Source organism: Azorhizobium caulinodans ORS 571, assembly GCF_000010525.1.
Taxonomy (GTDB): Bacteria; Pseudomonadota; Alphaproteobacteria; order Rhizobiales; family Xanthobacteraceae; genus Azorhizobium; species Azorhizobium caulinodans.
In genome coordinates, this window is sequence record NC_009937.1 from 2742160 (window position 1) to 2768676 (window position 26517).

At 66.9% G+C, this 26517-nt stretch carries 19 protein-coding genes; 13 read left to right on the plus strand and 6 right to left on the minus strand.

The window, feature by feature from the left end:
• Positions 1–27 precede the first annotated feature (27 nt).
• Complete coding sequence (locus AZC_RS12495; RefSeq protein WP_043879296.1) at positions 28–1707, minus strand: methyl-accepting chemotaxis protein; 1680 nt, start codon at positions 1705–1707, stop codon at positions 28–30.
• Positions 1708–1954: 247 nt separating this feature from the next.
• Here AZC_RS12495 and AZC_RS12500 point away from each other — a divergent pair, with 247 nt between their 5' ends.
• The 7 genes from AZC_RS12500 (at position 1955) to AZC_RS12530 (ending at position 9649) form a co-directional block, all read left to right on the plus strand.
• Positions 1955–2956, plus strand: a complete 1002-nt coding sequence (locus AZC_RS12500) for a sialic acid TRAP transporter substrate-binding protein SiaP (protein ID WP_012170942.1) — start codon at positions 1955–1957, stop codon at positions 2954–2956.
• Positions 2957–3055: 99 nt separating this feature from the next.
• The gene (locus tag AZC_RS12505) at positions 3056–3625 is read left to right on the plus strand and encodes a TRAP transporter small permease (protein ID WP_012170943.1); all 570 of its coding nucleotides are present in this window, start codon (positions 3056–3058) and stop codon (positions 3623–3625) included.
• A 3-nt stretch (positions 3626–3628) separates the two neighbouring features.
• The gene (locus AZC_RS12510) at positions 3629–5035 is read left to right on the plus strand and encodes a TRAP transporter large permease (protein WP_012170944.1); all 1407 of its coding nucleotides are present in this window, start codon (positions 3629–3631) and stop codon (positions 5033–5035) included.
• A 315-nt stretch (positions 5036–5350) separates the two neighbouring features.
• On the plus strand, positions 5351–5998 hold the full coding sequence (locus AZC_RS25700) for a hypothetical protein (RefSeq protein ID WP_158304113.1): 648 nt from the start codon (positions 5351–5353) through the stop codon (positions 5996–5998).
• Positions 5999–6116: 118 nt separating this feature from the next.
• A complete protein-coding gene (locus AZC_RS12520; RefSeq protein ID WP_043879298.1) occupies positions 6117–6893 on the plus strand; it encodes a DUF1217 domain-containing protein in 777 nt (258 codons plus the stop codon).
• Between the two features lie 162 nt (positions 6894–7055).
• On the plus strand, positions 7056–8459 hold the full coding sequence (locus tag AZC_RS12525) for a bifunctional enoyl-CoA hydratase/phosphate acetyltransferase (protein ID WP_012170946.1): 1404 nt from the start codon (positions 7056–7058) through the stop codon (positions 8457–8459).
• On the plus strand, positions 8456–9649 hold the full coding sequence (locus tag AZC_RS12530; protein WP_012170947.1) for an acetate/propionate family kinase: 1194 nt from the start codon (positions 8456–8458) through the stop codon (positions 9647–9649). Before AZC_RS12525 ends, AZC_RS12530 begins: the two co-directional genes overlap by 4 nt.
• A 30-nt stretch (positions 9650–9679) precedes the next feature.
• Here the strand turns inward: AZC_RS12530 and AZC_RS12535 are convergent, their stop codons facing one another.
• From AZC_RS12535 to AZC_RS12555, 5 genes are all read right to left on the minus strand, one after another.
• Positions 9680–10000, minus strand: a complete 321-nt coding sequence (locus AZC_RS12535) for a hypothetical protein (RefSeq protein WP_052285921.1) — start codon at positions 9998–10000, stop codon at positions 9680–9682.
• Between the two features lie 16 nt (positions 10001–10016).
• Positions 10017–10523 carry a hypothetical protein gene (locus AZC_RS12540; RefSeq protein ID WP_052285922.1) on the minus strand — a complete coding sequence of 169 codons (507 nt, stop codon included), beginning with the start codon at positions 10521–10523 and terminating at the stop codon, positions 10017–10019.
• Positions 10524–10613: 90 nt separating this feature from the next.
• Positions 10614–12455, minus strand: coding sequence for a phosphogluconate dehydratase (gene edd / locus AZC_RS12545; RefSeq protein WP_012170950.1), 1842 nt, complete (start codon positions 12453–12455; stop codon positions 10614–10616).
• 282 nt (positions 12456–12737) lie between these two features.
• Positions 12738–15875, minus strand: a complete 3138-nt coding sequence (locus AZC_RS12550; RefSeq protein WP_012170951.1) for a multidrug efflux RND transporter permease subunit — start codon at positions 15873–15875, stop codon at positions 12738–12740.
• Positions 15872–16969, minus strand: a complete 1098-nt coding sequence (locus AZC_RS12555) for an efflux RND transporter periplasmic adaptor subunit (protein WP_070097006.1) — start codon at positions 16967–16969, stop codon at positions 15872–15874. Before AZC_RS12555 ends, AZC_RS12550 begins: the two co-directional genes overlap by 4 nt.
• A gap of 261 nt (positions 16970–17230) precedes the next feature.
• Here AZC_RS12555 and AZC_RS12560 point away from each other — a divergent pair, with 261 nt between their 5' ends.
• From AZC_RS12560 to AZC_RS12585, 6 genes are read left to right on the plus strand one after another with little or no spacing between them, the layout of a single operon-like run.
• On the plus strand, positions 17231–17824 hold the full coding sequence (locus AZC_RS12560) for a sigma-70 family RNA polymerase sigma factor (protein WP_244421710.1): 594 nt from the start codon (positions 17231–17233) through the stop codon (positions 17822–17824).
• A gap of 3 nt (positions 17825–17827) precedes the next feature.
• Entirely contained in the window at positions 17828–18331 is a 504-nt protein-coding gene (locus AZC_RS25705) for a hypothetical protein (protein WP_043879299.1), read from the plus strand.
• Between the two features lie 5 nt (positions 18332–18336).
• Positions 18337–18825, plus strand: coding sequence for a periplasmic heavy metal sensor (locus tag AZC_RS25710; protein WP_244421855.1), 489 nt, complete (start codon positions 18337–18339; stop codon positions 18823–18825).
• Positions 18822–20147, plus strand: coding sequence for an MdtA/MuxA family multidrug efflux RND transporter periplasmic adaptor subunit (locus AZC_RS12575; RefSeq protein ID WP_012170955.1), 1326 nt, complete (start codon positions 18822–18824; stop codon positions 20145–20147). Before AZC_RS25710 ends, AZC_RS12575 begins: the two co-directional genes overlap by 4 nt.
• Positions 20144–23239, plus strand: coding sequence for an MdtB/MuxB family multidrug efflux RND transporter permease subunit (locus AZC_RS12580; RefSeq protein WP_012170956.1), 3096 nt, complete (start codon positions 20144–20146; stop codon positions 23237–23239). The genes AZC_RS12575 and AZC_RS12580 overlap by 4 nt, the downstream gene beginning before the upstream one ends.
• A complete protein-coding gene (locus AZC_RS12585) occupies positions 23236–26514 on the plus strand; it encodes an efflux RND transporter permease subunit (protein ID WP_012170957.1) in 3279 nt (1092 codons plus the stop codon). The genes AZC_RS12580 and AZC_RS12585 overlap by 4 nt, the downstream gene beginning before the upstream one ends.
• Positions 26515–26517: the final 3 nt, after the last annotated feature.

The following is a 26517-nucleotide window of genomic DNA, read 5'->3' on the forward strand; positions in this document are numbered from 1 at the left end:
TCCTTCTGAGCTAGTCCGGCCGCCGGGTCAGGCGGCGCGCACCGTGGCGAGGAAGCGGTCCACTTCCGCCTTGAGGTGTTCGCCCTCGTTGCTCAGTGCGCGGGCGGAATCGAGCACGGCGCCTGACGCCTCGCCGGTCTCGGCAGCCCCGCGGGTGACCTGCGCGATGTTGGCGCTCACCTGTTCCGTGCCGGCCGCTGCCTGCTGGATGTTGCGGCTGATCTCCAGCGTCGCAGCGCCCTGCTGCTCGACCGCCGCAGCGATGGCCTGTGCAATGCCGGCGATGCGGTTGATGGTGTCGCCGATTTCCTTCATCGCCGACACACAGTCCGCGGTGGCGGTCTGGATCTGGGTGATCTGGTCGCCGATCTCGCCCGTCGCCTTTGCCGTCTGGGTGGCAAGCTCCTTCACCTCGGAGGCCACGACCGCGAACCCCTTGCCGGCATCGCCCGCCCGTGCCGCCTCGATGGTGGCGTTGAGCGCGAGGAGGTTGGTCTGGGAGGCGATGGCATTGATGAGTTCCACCACATCCCCGATGCGCCGGGCCGCCTGCGAGAGCTCGCCGATGCGGGTGTCCGTGCGCTGGGCCTGCGTCACCGCCTCGGCGGCGATCTCGCTCGACGACTGCACCTGACGGGCGATCTCGGCCACCGAGCTCGAAAGCTCCTCGGCCGCAACCGCCACCGACTTCACGTTGGCCGTCGCGAGATCAGACGCACTCGCCACCTCGCCGGAGAGCGAGCGGGTGGTGGTCGCGGTCTGGGACAGCGTCGCCGCCGCCCCTTCGAGACGGTCCGTGGAGGCCGAAACGGTCGTGACGATGCCACCGATGGCGCTCTCGAACAGCGAGGCCAGTTCGCCGAGTTCCGTCTTGCGGCGCTGCTGGGCCGCCTGCTCCATCTCCTTCTGGCGGCCTTCCATCTCCACGGCGCGCTCGGCCTTCTCGCGGAACACCGCCAGCGCCTTGGCCATGCCGCCGACCTCATCCTTGCGGTCCTGGCCGACGATGGTCACCGACAGGTCGCCATCGGCCACGCGGTGCATCAGCTCGCCGAGCCGATGGATCGGCCGGGCGATGGAGAACTGGGCCAGCAGGAAGCCGACGACGATGGCCAGCACGGTGCTGCCGCCGATGAGCACATAGCTCAGCAGGCGGGCGGACGACGTGTCGGCCTTAAGATCATTGGAGGTTTCGAGGATGACCTTTCCCGCTTTGTCGATCACCGGCGTCGAGGAGCGGCGCACGGCGGCGATCTGGGGCACGGCCGTCTGCGCGATGGCGCGCGCCTCGGCGATATTGCCCGCCTGCGCCAGCTTGATGCCGCGAACCACCTCATTATAGGGCTGCTCGAACGACTGGCCGTAGCGGCGATAGAAATCCGCATTCTCGGGGTCGAGCCGCGCCGCCTCGGCGAGAATCTTGTCGATCTCGGCCTTGTAGGAGGTCACCGTCTTCAGGATGGTTTCGAAGTCCGGTTTTTCATACGCGATCGAGGTCATGAGCCCCGCTTCCCAGTTGTTGGTGCGGATATTGGCCCGGACCAGTGCCAGAAGCGCGGGCTCCTGGTTCTCCGTCAAATAGGCGTAACGCTCGATGATCGCAGATGTACGTCCGTTCAGGTAAGCGACCGCGGCCAGCGTAATAACCCCCGCCAGGATCAAAATAAGTGTTATTTTATAAGCAATTCTAACGTCTTGAATTTTCATGTCCCCGTTCCCCTCGCCCTGCAACGGCCCAGCATTCGCGCCGTCACGCCCATACCGCAGCGCAGCGATCATTGGACATTCGCTGCCGTTCGTATGTGCTTCATACTAATTCGTAGTTGAACGAGGCTTGCCTCAGGCTTGCCCTGCGGCATGGGCTGAGTACGATGGCCGCATTGACGGCGCGGCACGTCCGTCGATCAAAACGATTTAACCGGCTGCCAAGGCCGGGCTCATCTGGAGGAAGCCCATGTCCCTGTTTTCGCGCGGCCTCGCCGCGGCCTGCCTTGCTGCGTCAGCGCTCATCCTGTCGCCGCTGGCGGCCGATCCCGCGGCCGCACAGACCAAGCTCAAGTGGGCTCACGTCTACGAGCCGTCCGAGCCGTTCCACACCGCCTCGGTCTGGGCCGCCGGCGAGATCGCCAAGCGCACCAACGGCCGCTACCAGATCGACGTCTATCCCTCCTCGCAGCTCGGCAAGGAAAGCGACCTCAATCAGGGGCTGACGCTCGGCACCGTGGACATGATCATTTCCGGTTCGAGCTTCGCCGGAAAGGCCTATCCGCCCATCGGCGTGACCTATTATCCGTATACCTTCCGCGATGCCGACCATCTGCTCGCTTATGCCAAGAGCGACGTCTTCAAGGATCTCGCCAAGGGCTATGAGGACAAGACGGGCAACCACATCGTGGCCGTCACCTATTACGGCGTGCGGCAGGCGACCTCGAACAAGCTGTTCAAGACCTGTGCGGAGATGAAGGGCCTCAAGATCCGCGTGCCCGATGCGCCCGCCTATCTCGCCATGCCCAAGGCCTGCGGCGCCAACATCACCCCCATCGCCTTCGCCGAGGTCTATCTCGCGCTCCAGAACGGCACCGTGGACGCGCAGGAAAACCCGCTGACCACCATCGAAGCCAAGAAGTTCTTCGAGGTGCAGAAGAACATCATCCTCACCGGTCACATCGTGGACCATCTGAACACGGTGCTCTCGCCCTCGCTCTGGGCCAAGCTCTCCCCCGAGGACCGCAAGATCTTCACCGACGTGGCGCAGGAAGCGGCCGCCAAGGCCAGCAAGGAAGTGGCCGCCCGCGAGAAGGAACTGATCGCGGTCTTCAAGGAGAAGGGCCTCACCATCGTCGAGGTGGACACCAACGACTTCCGCGACACGGTGATGAAGAACATCCCGTTCGAGAGCTTCGGCTACCGCAAGGCGGACTGGGAACGCATCCAGGCGCTCAAGAGCAGCATGTGAGACCGGCGGGCCGCGCCATTCGCGCGGCCGCCCTGCCCTGCCCCCCGGCGGACCTCAGGAGCCGCCGGGTCCTCTCCTGCCTGACTGCCCGGAGTTCCGATGACGGCCGAGGTGCATACACGCGTGACCGGCGAAGAGCTGGCGGAAACCTTCGAACAGGACGTCGAGGTCGATCTCTCCCCCTACGCCCCCGAAGACTGGATCACGCTGATCCTGTTCTGGGTGATGGCGGGCCTTGTCTTCCTGCAATTCTTCACCCGCTATGTGCTGAACGACAGCTATGCCTGGACCGAGGAAGTGGCGAGCTACACGCTGGTGGGCGTCGTCTTCCTCGGTTCGGCCATGTGCGTGCGCCTCTCGCGGCACATCCAGGTGGACCTGCTCTACCGTTTCCTGCCGCCCCGCGCCGGGCGCGTGGTCGCAACGCTCGTCGATATCATCCGCATCGGCTTCTTCGCTTATGCGAGTTGGCTGCTGTGGCGCTATGTCGGCCTCGTGGGCGACGAGCCCATGGTGATGCTCCAAGGCTCCAAGGGCGTCGTCTACTGGAGCGTGTTCGCCGCCTTCGTGATCATGCTGCTGCGCGCCATCCAGGTGGCGATCGCCAATTTCCGGCGCGGCTACAGCGTGCTCGAACGCCCCGAAGCCTTTGACAATCTGGAGGCCTGATCCATGTGGCTGCTGATCGGAGCCTTCCTCTCCCTCATGCTGTTCGGCGTGCCGGTGGCGATTTCCATGGCGGTGTCCTCGCTGCTTTACATCGCCGTCTCCGGCACCGTGCCGGACGTGGTGGTGGCGCAGCGGATGATCGCCGGCGTCGAGAGCTTCCCGCTCCTCGCCGTGCCCTTCTTCATCCTCGCAGGCAATCTCATGAACATCGCCGGCGTGACGGGACGCATCTATTCCTTCGCCGTGGCGCTGGTGGGCTGGATGCGCGGCGGCCTCGGGCAAGTGAACATCATCGGCTCGGTGATCTTCTCGGGCATGTCCGGCACGGCCATCGCGGATGCTGCCGGCCTCGGCACCATCGAGATCAAGGCCATGAAGGACCATGGCTATTCGACTGAATTCTCGGTCGGTGTAACAGCGGCCTCCGCGACCCTCGGGCCCATCATCCCGCCATCCCTGCCCTTCGTGATCTATGGCATGCTCGCCAATGTCTCGATCGGCGCGCTCTTCCTCGGCGGTGTCATTCCCGGCGCGGTGATGACGCTCATGATGATGGCGACCGTCGCCTGGTTCGCGCACCGCAACAAATGGGGGAGCGACGCCAAATTCTCCTGGCGCCAGCTCGGCGGGGCGGGGCTTGAGGTCTTCGTGGTGGCGCTGTTTCCCATCGGCGTCTACGTGCTGGTGGAGCTCGGCCTCTCCATCAACGCCTCGGTGATGATTGCGCTCGCGATCCTGCTGGCGGCGGACTGGTACTTCGACTTCTCCGCCGTGATGGCGCTGATGGCGCCGGTCATCCTCATCGGCGGCATGACGCTCGGCTGGTTCACGCCGACGGAAGCCGCCGTGGCTGCGGTGATCTGGTCGCTCTTCCTCGGTCTCGTGCGCTACCGCTCCATGACGCTGCGCGCGCTCGCCAAGGCGACCTTCGACACCATCGAGACCACCGCCTCGGTGCTGTTCATCGTCACGGCCGCCTCCATTTTTGCCTGGCTCCTCACCGCCAGCCAGGCGGCACAGGCCCTCTCGGATGCCATCCTCGGCTTCACCCAGAACAAATGGGTGTTCCTGGCGCTGGCGAACCTGCTGATCCTGTTCGTGGGCTGCTTCATCGACACCATCGCCGCCATCACCATCCTGGTGCCGATCCTGCTGCCCATCGTGCTGAAGCTCGGCATCGATCCGATCCACTTCGGGCTCATCATGACGCTGAACCTGATGATCGGTCTGCTGCACCCGCCGCTCGGCATGGTGCTGTTCGTGCTGGCGCGGGTGGCGAAGCTCTCGGTGGAGCGCACCACCATGGCCATCCTGCCGTGGCTGGTGCCGCTGATGCTGGCGCTTCTGGCCATCACCTACATTCCCGAGCTCACCCTCTGGCTGCCGCGCATGGCGGGCCTCGGACGCTGACGCAAAAGGAACCGGCGGGGCCTGTCGCCGCCGGTTCACCATGGTGCAGCGCAAGGAATGTGTGGCACCGACATCACGTATTCACAAAAACGTGATCAAACCCGACTGCGCGTGCCCCCGAATGGAGGAACCGAAGATTTCGGTTTCTCAAGGGGTTCACGTCGAAGAGGCGCGGAATTGGGCTCCCGGAGCGGAGTGAAATTCATGCGCGGGTTAGCTTCAGGCAAGATACACTCATTCCAGTTTCATAACGCTGTACGATTGCCTTCCGATTGCGGGGTCGCGAGGGCGGAGTTCTGCAGGCGGAGAATTGGCATGTCAGTTCAACCTGTGACACCGGCTGAGAGCGTGACCCTGCAGTTCGCTGCCAAGCAGGCGCGTGAACTTGCGGAAAACATGGCCGCCGCCGTCCTCGCCGGCGATATGGCTGCCGCGCAGCGCTATCTCGCGCAGATGCAGGTCAACGATCCTCAGGGCACCGCTGCACTGCGGCAGGTTGGCACGGCCGACGCCTCCTCCGACCGCCGGTCCGGCTATGGCGCACTCATCACCGCCGTGCAGGTGGGCGATCTCGCCCGCGCCCGCTCCGCCGTGGGCAAGGGTGGTGAGCCCTCCGACGAGCAGAAGGCCTATGCGCTGGCCGCCCGTGCCGAGCAGCAGGGAATCGCCGCTCCGAAGGTGATCGATGCGGCCAATGCCGGCGCGGTTCTGATCGACCTCTCCTCGCGTATTGCGGTGGAGACGTCCGGCGCCCGCAGCCATGTTCAGGTCGAAGCGGACAAGAAGCGCGAGACCGGCGTCGAGGCGGCGTCCGACCCGACCGCGACGGACACCCAGAAGCCCAACGAGCAGCACCTCCCCGGCCCCGGCCAGGAGGAGAATGCCAACGCGCGGTACACGGACGAGCCCATTCGTTCGCGGGCACAGGTTCTGCACAGCTACAGCCAGTATCTGGCTATGTGAGTGCGTCTTCCCTCTGTGGTGGGGCAGGCGGGCGCAGCTCGCCCGTGAGCCGGCCGATTTCCGGTTGGCTCGTCCCTTGCCCGTGCCGCCCGGCACGGGTCACCACACCGGGTGTCCCATGACGATCGACCTTGGCTCCACCTACCTCACCTACTCCTACCTCTCGAAGAATTACGACAAGGCGCTCGAACAGGAAGCGACCACCGGCTCCACCAAGCTGGAGACGGCCAACTTCGAGAAGTCCATCGGCAGCATCACGAGCGTCGATGATTTCGTGAACAACTACCGGGTCTTCACCTATGCCATGAAGGCCTATGGCCTTGAGGACATGGCCTATGCCAAGGCCTATATGAAGAAGGTGCTGGAAAGCGACCTCACGGACGACAGCAGCTTTGCCAACAGCCTGTCCGACGGCCGCTTCAAGGCCTTCGCCCAGGCCTTCCAATCCCTCACCTACGGCGAAGCCGTCAGCAGCGATACCGTGTCGACGGTCGAGACGAAGTACGCCCAGCAGACCATGGAAGACAATGCGGGCGCGAGCGACACCGGCGTTCAGCTGGCGCTCTATTTCAAGCGCAACGCATCCACGGTGACATCCGCCTACAGCATCCTGGCGGATGAGGCGCTCTATAAGGTGGTGAAGGCCACCTATAACATCCCTGACGAGATGTCGAACGCGGGCATCGAAGCCCAGGCGGCGCTGATTTCCAAGCATATCGACATCGAGGAGCTTCAGGATCCCGATTATGTGGACAAGCTGCTCAAGCAGTTCTCCATCAAATACGACATCGAGAACAACAGCGCGTCCGATCCCGTGCTCCAGCTCTTCAACGATACCAGCAGCGTGAGCAGTGACACGGCCGGTGCCATCCTGAACCTGAAGTACGGCGGCTGACCGCCAGCCGGGGGCGGGCCATTGGCCTTGGCACCGCCCCCGGCCTTTTCCGCAGGCAAATGAAATTGCCTTCGCTCAAGGCGGAAGGTCGCGCCTCAACGCATGTTGCATACGTCGCCGCGCGCCGGCGCGGCTTCCGGAAACAGGCGGATAAGCGATCCCATGACGACCGAATTCCTCCAGAACCGCACGTTCGACGAACTCGCCATCGGCGACAGTGCCTGCATCACGCGGGCGGTCAGCGAGGAGGACATCAAGCTGTTCGCCGCCGTCTCCGGCGATGTGAACCCGGCGCATATGGACCCGGCTTACGCCGCCACCGCCATCTTCGGGCACGTGGTGGCCCACGGCATGTGGACGGGCGCGCTGGTCTCAAGCGTGCTGGGCACCGAACTGCCCGGCCCCGGCACCATCTATCTGGAGCAGGACCTGCGCTTCCGCCGCCCCGTCTCGCCCGGCGACCTGATCACCGCCATGGTCAAGGTGGCAGAGAAGCGGCCGGAGAAGAAGATCGTCATTCTGGAAACCCGCTGCACCAATCAGGACGGGACAGACGTGCTCACCGGCACGGCGACGGTCATCGCCCCCACCGAGAAGCTGCGCCTGCCCCGCATGGCGGTGCCGGAAATCTCGGTGCGTCCGCAGACCCATTACGAGGCCTTCATCACCCGGGCCCGCAATCTGCCGACCATGACGGTGGGCGTCGTCCATCCGTGCAGCGCCGAAGCCCTTCAGGCGGCGATCGAAGCCAGAGACGAAGGCCTGATCGATCCCGTCCTCATCGGCCCTGAGGCCAAGATCCGGTCAACGGCGGAAGCCGCCGGCATATCGCTGGATGGCCTGCGCATCGAACCGGCCGCCCACAGCCATGCGGCGGCCGCGCGGGGCGTGGAACTTGCCGCCGCAGGTACCGTGTCGGCGCTCATGAAGGGCAGCCTGCACACGGACGAGATCCTCGGCGCCGTCGTCGCCTCCGGCTCCGGCCTCAGGACCGAGCGTCGCATCAGCCACGTCTATGCGCTCGATGTGCCCACCTATCCCAAATCGCTGATCGTGACGGACGCGGCGATCAACATCGCCCCCACCCTCGCGCAGAAGCGCGACATCTGCCAGAACGCCATCGACCTCCTGCACCGCCTCGGCGTGGCGGAACCCCTCGTGGCCGTGCTGGCCGCCGTGGAGACGGTCAACCCCGACATGCCCGCGACGCTGGACGCCGCCGCTCTCAGCATGATGGCGCAGCGCGGCCAGATCACCGGCGCCAAGGTGGACGGGCCGCTCGCCTTCGACAATGCGGTCAGCTTCGCCGCCGCGCGCATCAAGGAGATCGTCTCGCCCGTCGCCGGGCAGGCGGACATCCTGCTGGTGCCGAACCTCGAGGCGGGCAACCTCCTCGCCAAGCAGATGATCTATCTCGCCGGCGCCGATGCCGCCGGCCTCGTGCTCGGGGCGCGCGTGCCCATCATCCTCACCAGCCGGGCGGATTCGCTGCGGGTACGCCTCGCCTCGGTGGCGCTCGCCAAGCTGTCCATCGCCGGTGGCCATGCGGTGGCGGTGCCCGCATGAGCCGACACATCCTGCTCACCTTCAATCCCGGCTCCTCCACGATCAAGCTGGGCCTCTTCGATGCGAGCCCGGAGGCCGTCCGCCGCATCGGCAAGGGCGTCATCGACCTGCGGCACAAGCCGCTGGTGCTGAACATCGTGGAAGGCCGCAGCACGGCCGAGATCCCGCTGAAGGCCCAGGTGACCGATGACCTGCATGAGGTCATCGAGGAAACGCTCTCCTGGCTTGCGCACCATTTCGAGGTGGCCGAGCTGACGGCCGTGGGCCATCGCGTGGTTCATGGCGGCGACCGGTTCAGCGGGCCGGTGCGCATCACGCCGGAGGTGGCGGGCGCCATCGCCGATGTCGTGCCGCTCGCCCCCCTTCACCAGCCCCACAGCGTGCGGCTCATCAAGGCCATCAGCCATCTGCGGCCCGACCTGCCGCAGGTCGCCTCCTTCGACACCGCCTTCCACCGGACCCAGCCGGATGTGGCGCGCCGTTTCGCCATTCCCCGCGCGCTGTTCGACGCCGGCATCAAGCGCTACGGCTTCCACGGTTTGTCCTACAAATACATCGCCTCGGCCCTCGCCCGCGTCGCGCCGGAGGCGGCGAAAGGTCATGTGGTGGCGGCGCATCTCGGCAGCGGAGCGAGCCTCTGCGTGCTGAAGGGCGGCCTCAGCCTCGACAGCAGCATGGGCTTTTCCACCCTCGACGGCATTCCCATGGCGACCCGCTGCGGCGCGCTCGACCCCGGCGTCCTGCTGCATCTGCTGACGCAGGGCGGACAGAGCGTCGCCGAGGTGCAGGACATGGTCTATTACCGCTCGGGCCTCCTCGGCCTGTCCGGCATCAGCGCGGACAGCCGCGATCTCATCGGCAACCCGGCCCCCGAGGCACGCGAGGCGCTGGCGGTCTTCGCCTTCCGCATTGCCCGCGAGGCCACCGCGCTGGCGACCAGCGGCGGCGGGCTCGATACGCTGGTCTTCACTGCCGGCATTGGCGAACATCAGCCGGAGGTCCGCTCCGCCGTCTGCGCGCATCTGACCTGGCTCGGCGTGAAGCTCGATCCGGCCGCCAATGCCGCCAATGCGACCCGCATCAGCACGCCGGACAGCCGCGTCGGAATATTCGTCATCCCGACCGATGAGGAACAGGTCATCGCCGACGAAGCCTTCGGAGTCCTTCACACGGGAGAGGCGTCACACTGACCGCCGCTGCGCAAGCGGGCCGACCTCGGGCTACTCGATGTTCGGCTCGTAGTCGGCAAGCGCGCGGATCACCACAGGGTTGGCCGCATAGGATTTGCGCAGACGGGCGAGTTGGGCATCGGTGCCGGTGCACAGCTTCTTCAACTGGGCGGCGAGGAATGTCGCGCGCTCCGGGTCGGTCGCTTCCTCGCCGCGAAAATGATCGCAGCCGTCCCGCCGCTGGATGAAGGTCCGCACGTCCGCCGGCAATCCCGCCAGTTCCGCGGCGCTCCGCCCCTGCGCTATGGCGAGCGACGGGAAGCCCGTGCCGAGAAGCGAGCTGCACAGGGCAAGGATCCGGAATCCGCGCATCGCTTCCCTACCCGGCTCAGAAATCCGCCTGCAACGCCAGCGTCTTCGCGACGCCCTCATAGTGGCGGGCGGAAGCGGCGTTGTTCTGCGCCTTGTAGCTGGCGCTCACCGCCAGCGCCGCCTTCGAAGCGACGGTGAAACCCGTGATGCGGTCATTGGGCTCGATCTCCCCCTGCCCGATGTCGCCGTCCCTGAACGGTCCCACCTGATAGCCGCCGTCGAAATCGATCGCCCCGATCTTCGGCACGCCGGCCTGCATCTCGCCATAGAAGGCGGGACGGGGTGCTGCCCCATCCCGCCGGCGCAGCATGCCGAGGCCCGTGGCAAGCCCGTCCTTGCACGTGCCGATCCAGAAGGTCGGCCCGGCTGTCAGGGACTTGGGCACCATGAAGCGGCAGCCGGTGGAGGGGTCCTGCGCCCAGGCACGGCTCGTGGCGGCAGGCGGGGTCACCGGCTGGCCAAAAGCCGAAGGCATCAATACGGGTGTCGACAGCAGGACCGCCAGCCAGAGCGCAGCACGCATACGTTTCTCCACGACGACGGCCCCGCAGGCCACCAAACCATGCCACGCGGGCAGCGATGCGGACACCGCAGCCCACGTGCAAAAGGCCGGTCAGGCCGCCGTGCGGTCGAAGATGGTGGCGCCGTGCTCGGCGCTGCCGACGGCGGCACGGAGCGGGGCGAACAGTTCGCGCCCCACGCCCACATGCGAACCGGAAAGGTCCTGCTCAGCGAGCGGACGGGCGGCCCATTCGGCCTCGTCCACCAGCACGGTCAGATGGCCGTTCACGCCATCGAAGCGGACGATGTCGCCATCCTTGATCTTGGCGATGGCGCCGCCATTGGCGGCTTCCGGCGTTACATGGATGGCGGACGGCACCTTGCCGGAGGCGCCCGACATGCGCCCGTCAGTGACGAGCGCCACCTTCTGCCCGCGATCCTGCAGCACGCCGAGCGGCGGCATCAGCTTGTGCAGTTCCGGCATGCCGTTGGCCTTCGGCCCCTGGAAGCGCACCACCGCCACGAAATCACCCGTGAGGCTGCCGGCCTTGAAGGCGGCCTGAAGCTCCTCCTGCGAGTGGAAGACGCGGGCGGGCGCCTCGATGACGTGGCGCTCGGGCGCGACGGCGGAGGTCTTGCTCACCGCCCGGCCGAGATTGCCGTCGAGCACCTTGAGGCCGCCGGTGGGCTGGAAGGGCTTGGCCACGGGCCGCAGCACCGCCTCGTCGCCCGTGGCGGTGGCGCCGTCGGTCCAGGTGAGCTGGCCGGCCTCGTTCAGCGCCGGCTCCGAAGTGTACCCGGAGAGACCCGTGCCCCAGACGGTCTCCACATTCTCGTGCAGCAGGCCTTCGGAGAGCAGTTCGCGGATCACGAAGCCCATGCCGCCGGCGGCGTGGAAATGGTTCACGTCCGCCTTGCCGTTCGGATAGACGCGGGCGAGCAGCGGCACCACCTCGGCGAGATCGGAGAAATCGTCCCAGGTCAGCGTGATGCCCGCCGCCGCCGCCATGGCGACGAGGTGCAGCGTGTGATTGGTGGAGCCGCCGGTGGCGTGCAGACCGACCACCGCGTTCACAAAGGCGCGCTCATCCAGAATGCGGCCGAGCGGGGTGTAGTGGTTCCCGAGCGCGGTGATGGCCAGCGCCCGCTTCACGCCCTCGCGGGTCACGGCATCGCGCAAGGGGGTGTTGGGATTGATGAAGGAGGCGCCGGGCAGGTGCACGCCCATGATCTCCATCATCATCTGGTTGGTGTTGGCGGTGCCGTAGAAGGTGCAGGTGCCCGGACCGTGATAGGACTGGGACTCGGCCTCCAGCAGCGCATCGCGCCCCACCTTGCCCTCGGCGAAGAGCTGGCGCACCCGCGTCTTCTCGTCATTGGGCAGGCCCGAGGTCATGGGGCCGCTCGGCAGGAAGACGGTGGGCAGATGGCCGAAGGAGAGCGCGCCGATGACCAGGCCGGGCACAATCTTGTCGCAGATGCCAAGGAAGACGGCGGAATCATAGGTCTGGTGCGACAGGGCGACGGCGGTGGAGAGGGCGATCACCTCGCGGGAGAAGAGCGAAAGCTCCATGCCCGCCTCGCCCTGCGTGATGCCATCGCACATGGCCGGCACGCCGCCCGCCACCTGCGCCACGCCGCCGGCCTCACGGGCGGCCGCGCGGATGAGGTCAGGATAGCGCTCATAGGGCTGATGGGCGCTCAGCATGTCGTTATAGGCGGTGACGATGGCGAGGTTCGCGCCATCACCCGCGCGAAGCTCTGCCTTGTCGGCCGGACCGCAGGCGGCAAAGCCGTGTGCCTGGTTGGCGCAGCCGAGCGCCCGACGGCGCGGCCCCTCGGCCCCGGCGGCGGCGATACGGTCGAGATAGCGCTGGCGGGGACCGCTGCTGCGTTGGACGATACGTTCCGTCACCTCGCCGACGCGGGCGTTGAGGGTGGCTTGGATGGCCATGGGGGTGCCTCCTGGCTTGAGCGATCCGTCCCGGCGAACCTAATCACCGGGGCGGCGCTCCGCTAGAGCGCGATCCAGCCAGATGGGACCGCAACGCGGTCCCATCTGGCTGGTGAATCGCCCTCTAACTTATTGGCTAGAGACGGATTCACCGAGCACATTGAAACGCTGGCGGTTCAATGTGCTCGGTGAATCCGTCTCTAGGCCCGAGGCGCCATTTCCCCGCGCGCAAACCCGCGCGGCGCAAGACTCAAAACGTTTTGAGCCTTCCGCTGCGGACCCTCACTCGGCAGGCGTCGGCACGTGGGTGTCGGGGTGCGGCGTGGCTGCCCCACCCTTGCCCCGAAGCCTGTCGATGGCCCGGCTCACCCGGCCCATGGCGAGGTAGACCACTGGCGTCGTGTAGAGCGTCAGGATCTGGCTCACCGCGAGACCACCGACGATGGCATAGCCCAGCGGCTGGCGCAGTTCCGATCCCGTCCCGGTGCCGAGCATGAGCGGCACGCCGCCCAGGAGCGCCGCCATGGTGGTCATCATGATCGGCCGGAAGCGGGTCAGACACGCCTCATAGATAGACCGCTCGGGCGCCATCCCCTCCTCGCGTTCCTTCTGGAGCGCGAAGTCGATCATCATGATGGCGTTCTTCTTCACGATGCCGATCAGCAGCAGGATGCCGATGAGGCCGATGACGCTGAGATCCTGCCCCGTCAGATAGAGCGTCAGCAGCGCGCCGAGACCCGCCGACGGCAGCGTCGAGAGAATGGTGAGCGGGTGGATGAAGCTCTCATAGAGCACGCCGAGGATGATGTAGACCGCGATGACCGCCGCCGCGATGAGGTAGGGCTGGGTGCGCAGGGAATCCTGGAAGGCCTGCGCCGTGCCCTGGAAGTTGGTGATGAGGGTGACGGGCTTGCCCATCTCCCGCTCCGCCTGCTGGATAGCCGTCACCGCGTCGCCCAGCGCGGCACCGGGGGCAAGGTTGAAGCTCAGCGTCACCGCCGGGAACTGGCCCTGGTGGCTGATGGAGAGATAGGAGGTCTTGCTGGTGTCCACCTTCACGAAGGTGGAGAGCGGGATCATGTCCCCGGTGATGGGCGACTTCACATAGATCTTCTCCAGCGCCAGCGAGTCCTGCTGGAGGCCGGGCTCCACTTCCAGCACCACGTGATACTGCGAGAGCTGGGTGAAATACTGCGCCACCTGCCGCTGACCGAAGGCGTCATAGAGCGTGTTGTCGATCACCTGCGGCTGGATGCCGAAGCGGGCCGCCGTGTCGCGGTCGATGGTCAGCGAAACGATGGGCGCCGAAGCCTGCTGGTCGGTCGCCACGTCCTGAAGCTGCGGGAGGGTCTTCAGCTTGGCGAGCATGCGCGGCGCCCAGCTGTTCAGTTCCTCGAGGTTCGAATCCTGCAGCGTGTACTGGTATTGCGTGCGGGAAGCCCGACCGCCGACATTGATGTCCTGCGCCGCCTGCAGATAGAGCTGGATGCCCGGAACCTGCGCTGTCTGCGGCCGCAGGCGGTTGATGACCTGGGTGGCGCTGGCGTCCCGCTCGTCCTGCGGCTTGAGGTTGATCCACATGCGGCCGGTGTTCACCGTCTGGGAGCCGCCGGTGGCGCCCACAGAGACCGAGACGCTGGAGACCGCCGGGTCCTTCGCGACGATGGCCATCAGCTGCTGCTGCTTCTCGGACATGGCCGCGAAGGAGATATCCTGCGCCGCTTCCGCGAAGCCGCCGATGAAGCCGGTGTCCTGCTGCGGGAAGAAGCCCTTCGGGATCGCCACATAGATGGCGCCCGTGGCGATGACGGTGGCGAGCAGGCCGAGCAGCGTGATCGTCTGGTGGCGCAGCACCCATTTCAGGCCGCGGTCATAGAGCGCCAGCATGCCGTCGAAGAAGGCTTCCGCCGCCATATAGGCCCGGCCGTGCTTCACCCCATGCTCGTTCTTGAGGAAGCGCGAGCACATCATCGGGGTGAGCGTCAGCGACACCACGACGGAGACGAGGATGGTGATCGTCACCGTCATGGCGAATTCGCGCAAAAGGCGGCCGACGATGCCGCCCATGAGCAGGATGGGAATGAAGACCGCGATCAGCGAGACGCTGATGGAGATGATGGTGAAGCCGATCTCCGCCGCGCCCTTGATGGCGGCTTCGAAGGGCGCCATGCCCTCCTCGATGTGGCGGTAGATGTTCTCCAGCATCACGATGGCATCGTCCACGACGAAGCCCACCGCGATGGTGAGGCCCATGAGGGAGAGATTGTCGAGGCTGTAACCCAAGAGATACATCACCGCGAAGGTGCCGATGAGCGCCAGCGGCACGGTGATGCTGGGAATGATGGTCGCCCAGACGCTGCGCAGGAAGGCGAATATCACCGCCACCACGAGGCCGATGGTCAGCATCATGGTGAACTGCACATCGTCCACCGAGGCGCGGATGGTCTGCGTGCGGTCGGTGATGATGCGCACGTCAATGCCCGGCGGCAGCGAGGCTTCGAGGCGCGGGATCATCGCCCGCACCCGGTCCACCGCGTCTATCACATTGGCACCCGGCTGCTTGAAGACGATGAGCTGGATGCCGCGCCGCCCGTTCTGCCACGAGGCGAGACGCGCATTCTCCGGCCCGTCCACCGCCCGGCCGATGTCGCGGATGCGCACGGGCGCGCCGCTCTTGTAGGCGATGACCACGTCGTTCCAGGGCTGGGAGGCCAGCAACTGGTCGTCCGCATAGATGGTGAAGCTCTGCGAGGGCCCGTCGAAGCTGCCCTTGGGCTGGTCCACCGTCGCATTGGCCAGCACCGTGCGCACATCCTCAAGGCTCATGCCGAGGGCGGCGAGCTTGGAGGGGTCCACCTGCACCCGCACCGCCGGCTTCTGCTCGCCGGTGATCGCCACCTGCGCGATGCCGGGGATCTGGCTGATCTGCTGGGCGAGGATGGTGTCGGCGATGTCGTCCACTTTGGTGATCGGATAGAGATCCGACTGCACCGACAGGATCAGGATGGGCGAATCCGCCGGATTGACCTTTCGGAAGGTGGGCGGACTCGGCAGATTGTCGGGCAACTGGCCCGAGGCGGCGGTGATGGCCGCCTGCACGTCCTGCGCGGCCGCATCGATGTTGCGGTTGAGATCGAACTGGATGGTGATGGAGGCGACGCCGAGCGCGCTCGACGAGGTCATCTGCGTCACGCCGGCGATCTGGGCGAACTGGCGCTCCAGCGGGGTGGCGACGGACGAGGCCATGGTCTCGGGACTGGCGCCCGGCAGGCTGGCGGAGACCTGGATGGTGGGGAAGTCCACCTGCGGCAGAGGGGCCACGGGCAACAGCGGATAGGCGACGACGCCCACCAGAACCAGCGCCACCATGAGCAGCGTGGTGGCGATGGGACGCCGGATGAAGGGGGTGGAGATGCTCATGCGCCCTTCTCACCCGTCTCGATGCTGGCGGCAGGAACGGCGCCGCCGTCCGTCTTGCCGGAGCGCACCGCCACCTTGGCACCGGGGGTGAGGCGGGACTGGCCGTCGATCACCACCTGCTCGCCGGGCTTGAGCCCGCTCTTGATGACGGCGGTCTCCCCCGCCATCGAGACGACGGCGATATCGCGCTTCTGGGCCACATTGTCCGCGCCGATGACGAACACGTAAGGCCCGGCCGGGCCGCGCTGGACGGCGCGGGACGGGATGGTGATCTCGTCCTTCAGCGTGTTCACCAGCACCTTCACGTTCACGAAGGCACCGGGCCACAGGGTCAGATTATCATTGGGGAAGGTGGCCTTGAGGCGCAGCGTGCCGGTGTCGGCATTGATGGTGTTGTCGATGAGCTCGACCTTGCCCTCGCCCACCTCGGTCACGCCGTCGCGCTTGTAGGCGATCACCTCTACCGGACCGCGCGCCATGGCCGCCGCCACCTCGTCGAGACGCTCCTGCGGCAGCGCGAAGATCACCGACATGGGCTTGAGCTGGCTGATGACCACGAGCCCGGTGGTGTCTGTGGCATGGACGATGTTGCCCTGATCCACCTGCCGCACGCCCGTCCGCCCATCGATGGGCGCGCGGATGGTGGTGTAGCCGAGCTGGACGGTGGCATTGTCGATGGCCGCCTGATCGCCCTGTACGGCCGCCTCATATTGCGCGACCAGCGCCTTCTGCGTGTCGAGCGTCTGGCGGGAGGTGGCGTTCTTTTCCACCAGCGAGGCATAGCGGTCGAGGTCGAGCTTCGCATTGGCGAGCTGGGCCTCGTCCTTGGCCTTCGTGGCCTTCGCCTGTGCAAGCGCAGCCTGATAGGTGCGCGGATCGATCTCGGCGAGCACCTCGCCCGCCTTTACATCCTGCCCCTCCTTGAACAGCACCTTCTGCAGTTCGCCGTCCACGCGCACCTTCACGGTGACCGAATTGTAGGCCTGGGCGGCGCCGATGCCGGTGGCATAGACCGGCACGTCCTTGGGCACGGCCGCGGCGACCACCACGGGAATGGCGGCGGGGATCGGCTTTGCGGCGACCGCCGGGGACATGCCCGGCACTCCATGCCACCAGGCCGCCGCCCCGCCTGCGGCCGCCAACGCCAACACCGCCCACATCCACCGCCGCATCGTAAGGCCCTCATAGGTTCAACGGGTTTGAACCCCCGCGCGTGCGCAACCCTGCGCGGAAATGTCCGCCATCACGCACCCGTGACCGCATGACGTAGCGCAGGGTTTCGGCGGCAGCCGGGTTAAACCCCTCGAAGGCGCAGTTCAGACGCCTGCGAAACCAAGGGGTGGGATTGAGGAGGAATGCACCATGGTGTCATTGTGCTTCCCGACATGGCGTCGAGTTCCGGGATGCGTGAGCCGAGCGACGAAGATCTCATGGCCCGCGTTGCTTCCGGAGATGCGGGCGCGTTCCGCGTTCTCAGCGCGCGCCACGCGCCGCGCGCCGTCGCGCTCGCCCGGCGCTACCTGTCCAGCGATGCCGACGCCGAGGATGTCGCGCAGGAAGCCCTGCTGCGCGTCTGGCGCGCCGCGCCGAGCTGGCAGCCGACCGCCCGTTTCACCACCTGGTTCTACCGGATCGTCGTCAATCTCTGCCTCAACCAGAAGCGTCGCGCCGAGCCCGCGCCGCTCGACGACGTGCCCGAGCCCGTCGATCCGACCCCCGACGCCGAAGCCCGCTGGGAGGAAGCCCAGGAACGGGACCGGATCGCCGACGCCGTCTCGCACCTTCCGGACCGGCAGCGCGCCGCGCTGCTCCTCACCTATTGGGAAGGCCTTTCCAACAGCGCCGTGGCTGATGCCCTCGGCACCACCGTGGGCAGTGTCGAGACGCTGCTCGTGCGCGCCCGCAAGGCGCTGCGCGACCGTCTCCAGCCGCGCGAAGGGGGGAAATAGATCATGACGACACGCCAGAACCCGAGCGCCCCGCCGCTCGACGCCATCGACCTCGCCTTCGCTCGCCATGGCGGCGAATTGGCGCTCTGGCCGGCCGAAGTGCGGGCGCAGATGGAGGCGGCCTGCGCCGCCGATCCCGCCTTCCGGGCCGCGTTCGAGGAGGCCTGGCGCTTCGACGCGAACCTGCGGGCCGCCCTCGGCGGCGACCTCACGCCCGCCGACATGGCGCTCGGCGGCAAGGTCGCCGCCCGGCTGGCCGTGATGCCGCTGCCCGAGCAGCGGGTGTCCCTCGCCCGCCGCGTGGTCGGCTGGCTGGCGGCGGTGGACCTGCGCCCCGCGTGGCCCGGCGTCGCCGCCCTCACCGGCATGGCCCTGCTCGGCTTCGTGCTGGGCGCCAACCTGACGGACCTCGGCCTCTCCTACGGCCTCGGCGCCACCCGCGCCAATGCGGCCGACGTGAGCGCGCTGCTGTTCGAGCCAGATCCCATCACGGAGAACGGATTTTGACCGACGTGCCCCCATCCGCCTCCGCCGGGCGCGCGCGGCGCTGGCTGCTCATCGCCTCGCTGGCGCTGAACGTCTTCTTCATCGGCGGGCTGGTGTCCGTGGCCTCGCACGGCTTCACCCGGCCGCCGCCGACACCCGCGGACCGCACGCTGGAGGCCCGCATCGACCGGCTGACGAACAGCCTGCCGCCGCAGGATGCCGCCCTGTTGCAGACGCAGTTCAGGGCGGTGGAGGCCACCGTCGAGCGCGCACGGCAGGCCTCCCGCGATGCCCAGCAGAACGTGCGCGTCGCCCTGACCGCGCCGACCTTCGATCCTGACGCTGCGACGCAGGCGCTCGGTGCCCTGCGCGAGGCGCGCGAGCGCATCTGGATCGAAATTCACAGCGCTCTGGTGAAAGCGGCCATCGCAATGTCACCGGAAGGCCGCGAACGTCTCGCACGCTGGATTCCCTCAGGCGAAACCGGCCCCGAACAGAAGAAGCGACCCAAATGAACGAGCCCTTCCGCGATCCCAAGGGCGAGCCCGTCCAGCTTGACCTGCCCGAGGTTCCCGCGCGCAAGAAGCGCCGGTTTCCCTGGTCGCTGCTCATCTGCGCGGCTCTGGTGGCTCTGGTCGGCGCCGGCTGGCTGATCCGCCCGCAGCAGCAGGCGGGACCGGGCATGCGACGCGCCTTCAACGGTCCCGTGCCGGTCGCCACCGCGACGGTGGAGAAAGGTTCGCTCCCGGTCACGCTCACCGCGCTGGGCACCGTGACGCCGCTCACCACGGTAACGGTGCGCAGCCAGATTTCGGGCCGACTGACCAAGATCAGCTTTCAGGAAGGCCAGGATGTGAAGGCTGGTGATCCGCTGGCCGAGGTGGACCCGCGCCCCTATGAGGCGGCGCTGAAGCAGGCGCAGGGCCAGCTCGCCCGCGATCAGGCCCAGCTGCGCAATGCGCAGCTCGATTTGACCCGCTACCAGACGCTGGTGGCCAAATCCGCCGCGTCGCAGCAGTCGGTGGATACGCAGGAAGCCCTCGTCGCCCAGTATCAGGGCACGGTCCAGATGGACCAGGCTCAGGTGCGCACGGCCGAACTCAATCTCGAATACTGCCACATCGTCGCGCCCGTCTCCGGCCGCCTCGGCATCCGGCAGGTGGACGTCGGCAATTACGTGCAGGCGGGCGACAGCACCGGCATTGTGGTCATCACGCAGTTGAAGCCCATCACGGTGGTCTTCTCCCTGCCCGAAGACGTGGTGCCGCAGGTGGCCCGGCGCCTCGAGGCCAAGGCCGACCTGCCGGTCACCGTCTATGACCGCAACCGGCGCGCCAAGATCGCCACCGGCCAGCTCATCACCATCGACAACCAGGTGGACACCACCACGGGCACGGTGAAGCTGAAGGCGCAGTTTCCGAACGACGACGGCAGCCTCTTCCCGAACCAGTTCGTGAATGTGGACCTTCTGGTGAACACCATGGACGGCGCGGTCATCGTGCCCTCCGCCGCCGTCCAGCGCGGCGCGCCGGGGCCTTATGTCTATGTGGTCGGCGCCGATCAGACGGTGAGCGTGCACAAGGTGAAGCTCGGCCCCTCGGCCGGCGACAAAATTGCCGTCCTTGAAGGGCTCAATCCTGGCGACAAGGTGGTGGTCGACGGCGCCGACAAGCTGCGTGAAGGCGCGCAGGTGACCGAGCCGGACGCCGGCCAGACGCCGGGCCAGCCCGGACGCCGGCCCGGAGGCCCCAACGCCGCGGCCGGTCAGGGCCCCTCCGGCGCACCGGGCGCGCCCGGCAACGGCCAGCCGCGCCGGTCGCAGGCACCGACGCCGTGAACCCGTCCCGTCCCTTCATCGAGCGCCCCGTCGCCACATCGCTGCTTATGGCGGCGGTGCTGCTGGTGGGCGCGCTCGCCTTCCGCTTCCTGCCGCTCTCGGCGCTGCCGGAGGTGGACTATCCCACCATTGCGGTGCGCACCTTCTATCCCGGTGCCAGCCCGGAGGTGATGACCTCGGCCGTGACGGCGCCGCTGGAGCGCCAGCTCGGCCAGATGGCGAACCTCAAGCAGATGAGTTCGGTCAGCTCCGCCGGCGCCTCCATCATCACGCTCCAGTTCGGTCTCGACCTGACGCTGGACGTGGCCGAGCAGGAGGTGCAGGCGGCCATCAATGCCGCCGGCAACCTGCTGCCGAGTGACCTGCCCGCCCCGCCCATCTATGCCAAGGTCAATCCGGCCGACGCACCGATCCTCACCCTTGCGGTCACGTCGAAGACCCTGAGCCCGACGGCGCTGGAGGACATCGCCGACACGCGGGTGGCGCAGAAGCTTTCGCAGATCCAGGGCGTCGGTCTCGTCAGCCTCGGCGGCGGTCAGCGGCCGGCGGTGCGCATTCGCGCCAATCTCTCGGCGCTCGCCGCCTACGGCCTCAACATCGACGATCTGCGCACCAGCATTTCCAACGCCAACGTCAACAGCCCCAAGGGCAATTTCGACGGGCCGATGCGCGCCTATTCGGTGACGGCCAACGACCAGATCAAGGACCCGGCCGTCTATCGCGACCTCGTCATCGCCTATCGCAAGGGCGCGCCGGTCCGGCTGTCGCAGGTGGCCGAGGTGATCGACGGAGCGGAAAACGACAAGCTCGCCGCCTGGATGAACACGACGCCGGCCATCATCCTCAACATCCAGCGCCAGCCGGGCGCCAACGTCATCGCGGTGGTGAACGAGATCAAGGCGATCCTGCCGGAACTCACCGCCAACCTGCCCTCCGCCGTTCAGGTGGACATCCTCACCGACCGCACCACCACCATCCGCGCCTCCGTGCTCGATACGGAGATCGAGCTGGTGTTCGCCGTGGCCCTCGTGGTGCTGGTGATCTTCCTCTTCCTGCGCAACCTGCCGGCGACCGTCATCCCGAGCCTGTCCGTGCCGCTCTCCATCGTCGGCACGTTCGCGGTCATGTATCTGGCGGGCTTCAGCCTCAACAATCTTTCGCTGATGGCTCTCACCATCGCCACCGGCTTCGTGGTGGACGATGCGATCGTGATGATCGAGAACATCGCCCGCTATGTGGAAGAGGGGATGGAGCCCTATGAAGCGGCGCTGAAGGGCTCGGCGCAGATCGGCTTCACCATCGTCTCGCTCACCGTCTCGCTGATCGCGGTGCTGATCCCGCTGCTGTTCATGGCGGACGTGATCGGCCGCCTGTTCCGCGAATTCGCGATCACCCTGTCCGTCACCATCCTCATCTCGGCGGTGGTCTCGCTCACCCTCGTGCCCATGCTGTGCGCGCGCATGCTGAAGGCGGCGCCCCACCGCCCCGCCGAGGCCTCCCGGCGCATCGGCTGGTTCGACCGGCTGATCGCCGCCTATGGCCGGATGCTGAAGGTGGTGCTGCGCCACCAGATCACGACCCTGATGGTCGCCCTCGGCACGCTCGCCCTGACGGTGGCGCTCTACGTGGTCATCCCCAAGGGCTTCTTCCCGGTGCAGGACACGGGGCTCATCCAGGGCGTGACCGAAGCCTCCCAGTCCATTTCCTTCTCCGCCATGGCCGAGCGCCAGCAGGCGCTGGTGACGGAACTGCTGAAGGATCCGAACGTCGAGAACGTCACCTCCTTCATCGGTGCCGACGGCACCAACACCACGCTGAACAGCGGCCGGCTCCAGATCGCGCTGAAACCCCGCGACGACCGGGACATGGGCGTGCTCGACGTGATCCGCGAGCTGAACGCGCGCGTCGCCAACGTGCGCGGCATCTCGCTCTACATGCAGCCGGTGCAGGATCTTACCGTGGATGCCACGGTCGCGCGGGGCCAGTACCAGTTCATCCTCTCGGATACCAATCCGCAGGAGCTCTCCCAGTGGGTGCCCAAGCTCGTGGACGCCCTCGCCGCGCGGCCCGAGTTGCAGGACGTTTCCAGCAACCTTCTGGACAAGGGCCTCGCGGTTGACATCACCCTCGACCGCGACACCGCCGCGCGCTTCGGCATCACCACGGCGACGCTCGACAATGCGCTCTATGACGCCTTCGGGCAGCGCATCATCTCCACCATCTTCACGCAGACCAACCAGTATCGCGTGATCCTCGAGGCGGACCCGGCGCTCCAGGCCAATTTGAAGTCGCTGGAGAATGTTCATGTGCCCTCCTCCGCCGGCGGGCAGGTGCCGCTCTCGGCCATCGCCACCATCACCGAGCGCACGGCGCCGCTCCAGATCGCCCATCTGAGCCAGTTTCCCGCCGTCACCGTCTCCTTCAACCTCGCGCCCGGCGTGGCGCTGGGCGAGGCGGTGGAGATCGTGAAGGAGGTGGAGCGCGGCATCGGCTTGCCGGCCAGCATCACCACCGCCTTCCAGGGCGCGGCGCTGGCCTTCCAGGGGGCGCTGTCAAACCAGCTCCTGCTGATCCTTGCGGCGCTGGTGACGGTCTATGTGGTGCTGGGCGTGCTCTATGAGAGCTACATCCACCCCATCACCATCCTCTCCACCCTGCCCTCCGCCAGCGTCGGCGCGCTGCTGGCGCTGATGGCGACCGGCGGGGAGCTGGATGTCATCGGCATCATCGGCATCATCCTGCTCATCGGCATCGTGAAGAAGAACGCGATCATGATGATCGACTTCGCCCTCGATGCGGAGCGCAACCAGGGCATGGCGCCGGAGGAAGCCATCTATCAGGCCTGCCTGCTGCGCTTCCGGCCGATCCTGATGACCACCATGGCGGCCATCCTCGGCGCCCTGCCGCTGGTGTTGGGACAGGGCGCGGGCTCGGAGCTGCGGTCGCCGCTCGGCATCTGCATCATCGGCGGTCTCGTGGCGAGCCAGATCCTCACCCTGTTCACCACGCCGGTCATCTATCTGATGTTCGAGCGCGCCGCCCGGCGCCTCGCCCGCTGGACCGGCCGCGCGCCGGAAGAGGCGCTGCCGTGAACATTTCGGCGCCCTTCATCCGACGGTCGGTTGCCACCACGCTGCTGACCATCGGCCTTGGCCTGTCCGGGCTGCTCGCCTATTTCAACCTGCCGGTGGCGCCGCTGCCGCAGGTGGACATCCCGACCATCCAGGTGAGCGCCTCCATGCCGGGCGCGAGCCCGGACACCATGGCCTCCACGGTGGCGACGCCGCTGGAGCGCCATCTCGGCCAGATCGCCGACGTGAGCGAGATCACCTCCAACAGCACGCTCGGCCAGACCCGCATCACGCTCCAGTTCGGCCTCAGCCGCGACATCGACGGTGCCGCACGCGACGTGCAGGCTGCCATCAACGCCGCCCGTGCGGACCTGCCGGCGGCCCTGCGCAGCAATCCGACCTATCGCAAGGTCAACCCGGCGGACGCGCCTGTGATGATCCTGTCGCTCACCTCGGACACGCTGAGCCGCGGCCAGCTCTATGACAGTGCCGCCACGGTGCTCCAGCAGAAGCTCTCGCAGGTGAAGGGCGTGGGGCAGGTGACCATCGGCGGCAGTTCCCTGCCGGCGGTGCGGGTGGAAATCAATCCGAGCGCCCTGTCGCAATACGGCATCGGGCTTGAGGACGTGCGCGCGGCGCTCGCCGCCGCCAATGCGAATTCCCCCAAGGGCGCCATCGAGTCCAAAGGCCAGCGCTGGCAGATCTATACCAACGACCAGGCCTCCAAGGCGGACGCCTACCGCTCCCTCATCATTGCCTATCGCAACAATGCGCCCGTGCGCATTTCGGATGTCGCGACGGTCGAGGACTCGGTGGAGAACATCCGCAACGAGGGGCTCGCCAATGGCAAGCCCTCGGTACTCATCCTCATCTCCCGCGAGCCCGGCGCGAACATCATCGAGACCATCGACCGGGTGAAGGACCTGATGCCGGAGTTGCGGGCCTCGATCCCCGCCGACATCACGCTCGCCATCGCGCAGGACCGCACCGCCACCATCCGCGCCTCGGTGGCGGACGTGGAACATGCCCTCCTCATCGCCGTCATTCTGGTGGTGGTCGTCGTCTTCGCCTTCCTGCGGGATGCGCGGGCGGCGCTCATCCCCAGCGTGGCGGTGCCGGTGTCGCTGCTCGGCACCTTCTCGGCCATGTATCTGCTGGGCTACAGCCTCGACAATTTCTCCCTCATGGCGCTCACCATCGCCACCGGCTTCGTGGTGGATGACGCCATCGTGGTGGTGGAGAACGTCATCCGCCACATGGAGGCGGGCAAGTCGCGCCTCGAGGCGGCGCTGGCGGGGGCGCGGGAGGTGGGCTTCACCGTGCTCTCCATGAGCATCTCGCTCATCGCCGTCTTCATTCCGCTGCTGCTCATGGGCGGCATCGTCGGCCGCTTCTTCCGGGAATTCTCCGTCACCATCTCGGTGGCGATCCTCGTCTCCATGGTGGTGTCGCTGACCACCACGCCCATGATGTGCGCCTATCTGCTGCGCCCGCACCGGGCAGAGCGGCCGGGCAACCGGCTGGGCCGTGCGGCGGAACGCGTGTTCAAGGGCATCCTCGCCGGCTATGCGCGCTCCCTCGACTGGGCGCTGGCGCACCGTCTCTTCATCCTGCTGCTGCTCGGCGGCGTGGTGGCGCTCAACGTCCACCTCTTCTCCGTCGTGCCCAAGGGGTTCTTCCCGCAGCAGGACACCGGCATGCTGGTGGGCGGCGCGCAGGCGGACCAGAGCATCTCTTTCCAGCTCATGCGCCAGAAGCTCATGCGCTTCGTGGAGATCATCAAGTCCGATCCGGCCGTGGACAGTGTGGTGGGCTATACCGGCGGCGGGCAGACCAATTCCGCCTTCGTCTTCGTCTCGCTGAAGCCCAAGGAGGAACGGGACGCCTCCGCCGATCAGGTCATCGCCCGGCTGCGCGGTCGCCTGTCGTCCGTCCCCGGCGCCACCATGTTCCTTCAGGCCATGCAGGACGTGCGGGCGGGCGGGCGCCAGTCCAATGCCCAGTACCAGTTCACGCTCCAGAGCGACGATCTCGCCCTGCTGCGCGAATGGACGCCCAAGATCACGGAAGCTCTCAAGCGCAACCCCGACCTCGTGGACGTGAATTCGGACACGCAGGAAAAGGGGCTGGAGATGCAGCTCGACATCAACCGGGACACCGCCGCCCGGCTGGGGCTCTCCATGAGCCAGATCAGCAACACGCTCTATGACGCCTTCGGCCAGCGGCAGGTCTCCACCATCTACGCGCCGCTGAACCAGTATCACGTGGTCATGGAGGTGGCGCCGCGTTACTGGCAGGACCCGCGCACGCTGGACGACATCCGCATCTCCACCAGCGGCGCGGCGCTGGCGGGGAGCCTTGCCACCGCATCGGTCACGAGCCAGATCACCTCAACGGTCTCCAGCGCGCTCTCGGCCGCCACGGGCACGACCGATACGACGCTCGATGCGGTGCGCAACGCCAGCACGAACCGCATCGCCAACACCACGAAATCCGGCACCTCCACGGGCGCGGCGGTGAGCACCCGCTTCTCGCCCTCCATCCCGCTGTCTGCTTTCGCCTCCTACGGGCCGGGCAATGCGCCGCTGGCGGTGAACCATCAGGGCCTGTTCGCCGCCGCGACCATTTCCTTCAACCTGCCGGAGGGCAAGACCATCGGCGATGCGGTGGCTTCCATCCAGCGCACGATGGTGGAGATCGGCACGCCCGCCAGCGTCCACGGCACCTTCCAGGGGACGGCCAAGGTGTTCCAGCAGTCGCTGTCCTCCCAGCCGCTGTTGATCCTGCTGGCGCTGGCGACGGTCTATGTGGTGCTGGGCGTGCTCTATGAGAGCTTCATCCACCCCATCACCATCCTCTCCACTTTGCCCTCCGCCGGACTCGGCGCGGTGCTGGCGCTGATCGCCTTCAACACCGAGTTCAGCCTTATCGCGCTGATCGGTGTGATCCTGCTCATCGGCATCGTGAAGAAGAATGCCATCATGATGGTGGACTTCGCGCTGGAAGCGGAGCGCCAGCAGGGCCTGCCGCCGGCCGCCGCCATCCGCGAAGCCTGTCTCCAGCGCTTCCGCCCGATCCTGATGACCACGCTGGCGGCAGTCTTCGGCGCCCTGCCACTGGCGCTCGCCTCCGGCACGGGTGCCGAGCTACGCCAGCCGCTCGGCATCTCGATCATCGGCGGGCTGCTGGTGAGCCAGTTGCTCACCCTCTATTCGACACCCGTCGTCTATCTCTGGCTGGATCGCCTGCGGGGTCGCGAGCGCCGCCGCCGGCTTGCGCCGGCGCCCGCGGAATGAGAT

Bases quoted from the DNA above. Each gene is read 5' to 3' on its own strand.
- AZC_RS12550 (WP_012170951.1), bottom strand. From the start codon at position 15,875: ATGAGCATCTCCACCCCCTTCATCCGGCGTCCCATCGCCACCACGCTG.
- AZC_RS12520 (WP_043879298.1), top strand. From the start codon at position 6,117: ATGACGATCGACCTTGGCTCCACCTACCTCACCTACTCCTACCTCTCG.
- AZC_RS12495 (WP_043879296.1), bottom strand. From the start codon at position 1,707: ATGAAAATTCAAGACGTTAGAATTGCTTATAAAATAACACTTATTTTG.
- AZC_RS12535 (WP_052285921.1), bottom strand. From the start codon at position 10,000: ATGCGCGGATTCCGGATCCTTGCCCTGTGCAGCTCGCTTCTCGGCACG.
- AZC_RS12560 (WP_244421710.1), top strand. From the start codon at position 17,231: ATGCACCATGGTGTCATTGTGCTTCCCGACATGGCGTCGAGTTCCGGG.
- AZC_RS12500 (WP_012170942.1), top strand. From the start codon at position 1,955: ATGTCCCTGTTTTCGCGCGGCCTCGCCGCGGCCTGCCTTGCTGCGTCA.
- edd (WP_012170950.1), bottom strand. From the start codon at position 12,455: ATGGCCATCCAAGCCACCCTCAACGCCCGCGTCGGCGAGGTGACGGAA.
- AZC_RS12510 (WP_012170944.1), top strand. From the start codon at position 3,629: ATGTGGCTGCTGATCGGAGCCTTCCTCTCCCTCATGCTGTTCGGCGTG.
- AZC_RS12525 (WP_012170946.1), top strand. From the start codon at position 7,056: ATGACGACCGAATTCCTCCAGAACCGCACGTTCGACGAACTCGCCATC.
- AZC_RS12505 (WP_012170943.1), top strand. From the start codon at position 3,056: ATGACGGCCGAGGTGCATACACGCGTGACCGGCGAAGAGCTGGCGGAA.
- AZC_RS25700 (WP_158304113.1), top strand. From the start codon at position 5,351: ATGTCAGTTCAACCTGTGACACCGGCTGAGAGCGTGACCCTGCAGTTC.
- AZC_RS12530 (WP_012170947.1), top strand. From the start codon at position 8,456: ATGAGCCGACACATCCTGCTCACCTTCAATCCCGGCTCCTCCACGATC.
- AZC_RS12575 (WP_012170955.1), top strand. From the start codon at position 18,822: ATGAACGAGCCCTTCCGCGATCCCAAGGGCGAGCCCGTCCAGCTTGAC.
- AZC_RS25705 (WP_043879299.1), top strand. From the start codon at position 17,828: ATGACGACACGCCAGAACCCGAGCGCCCCGCCGCTCGACGCCATCGAC.
- AZC_RS12555 (WP_070097006.1), bottom strand. From the start codon at position 16,969: ATGTCCCCGGCGGTCGCCGCAAAGCCGATCCCCGCCGCCATTCCCGTG.
- AZC_RS12540 (WP_052285922.1), bottom strand. From the start codon at position 10,523: ATGCGTGCTGCGCTCTGGCTGGCGGTCCTGCTGTCGACACCCGTATTG.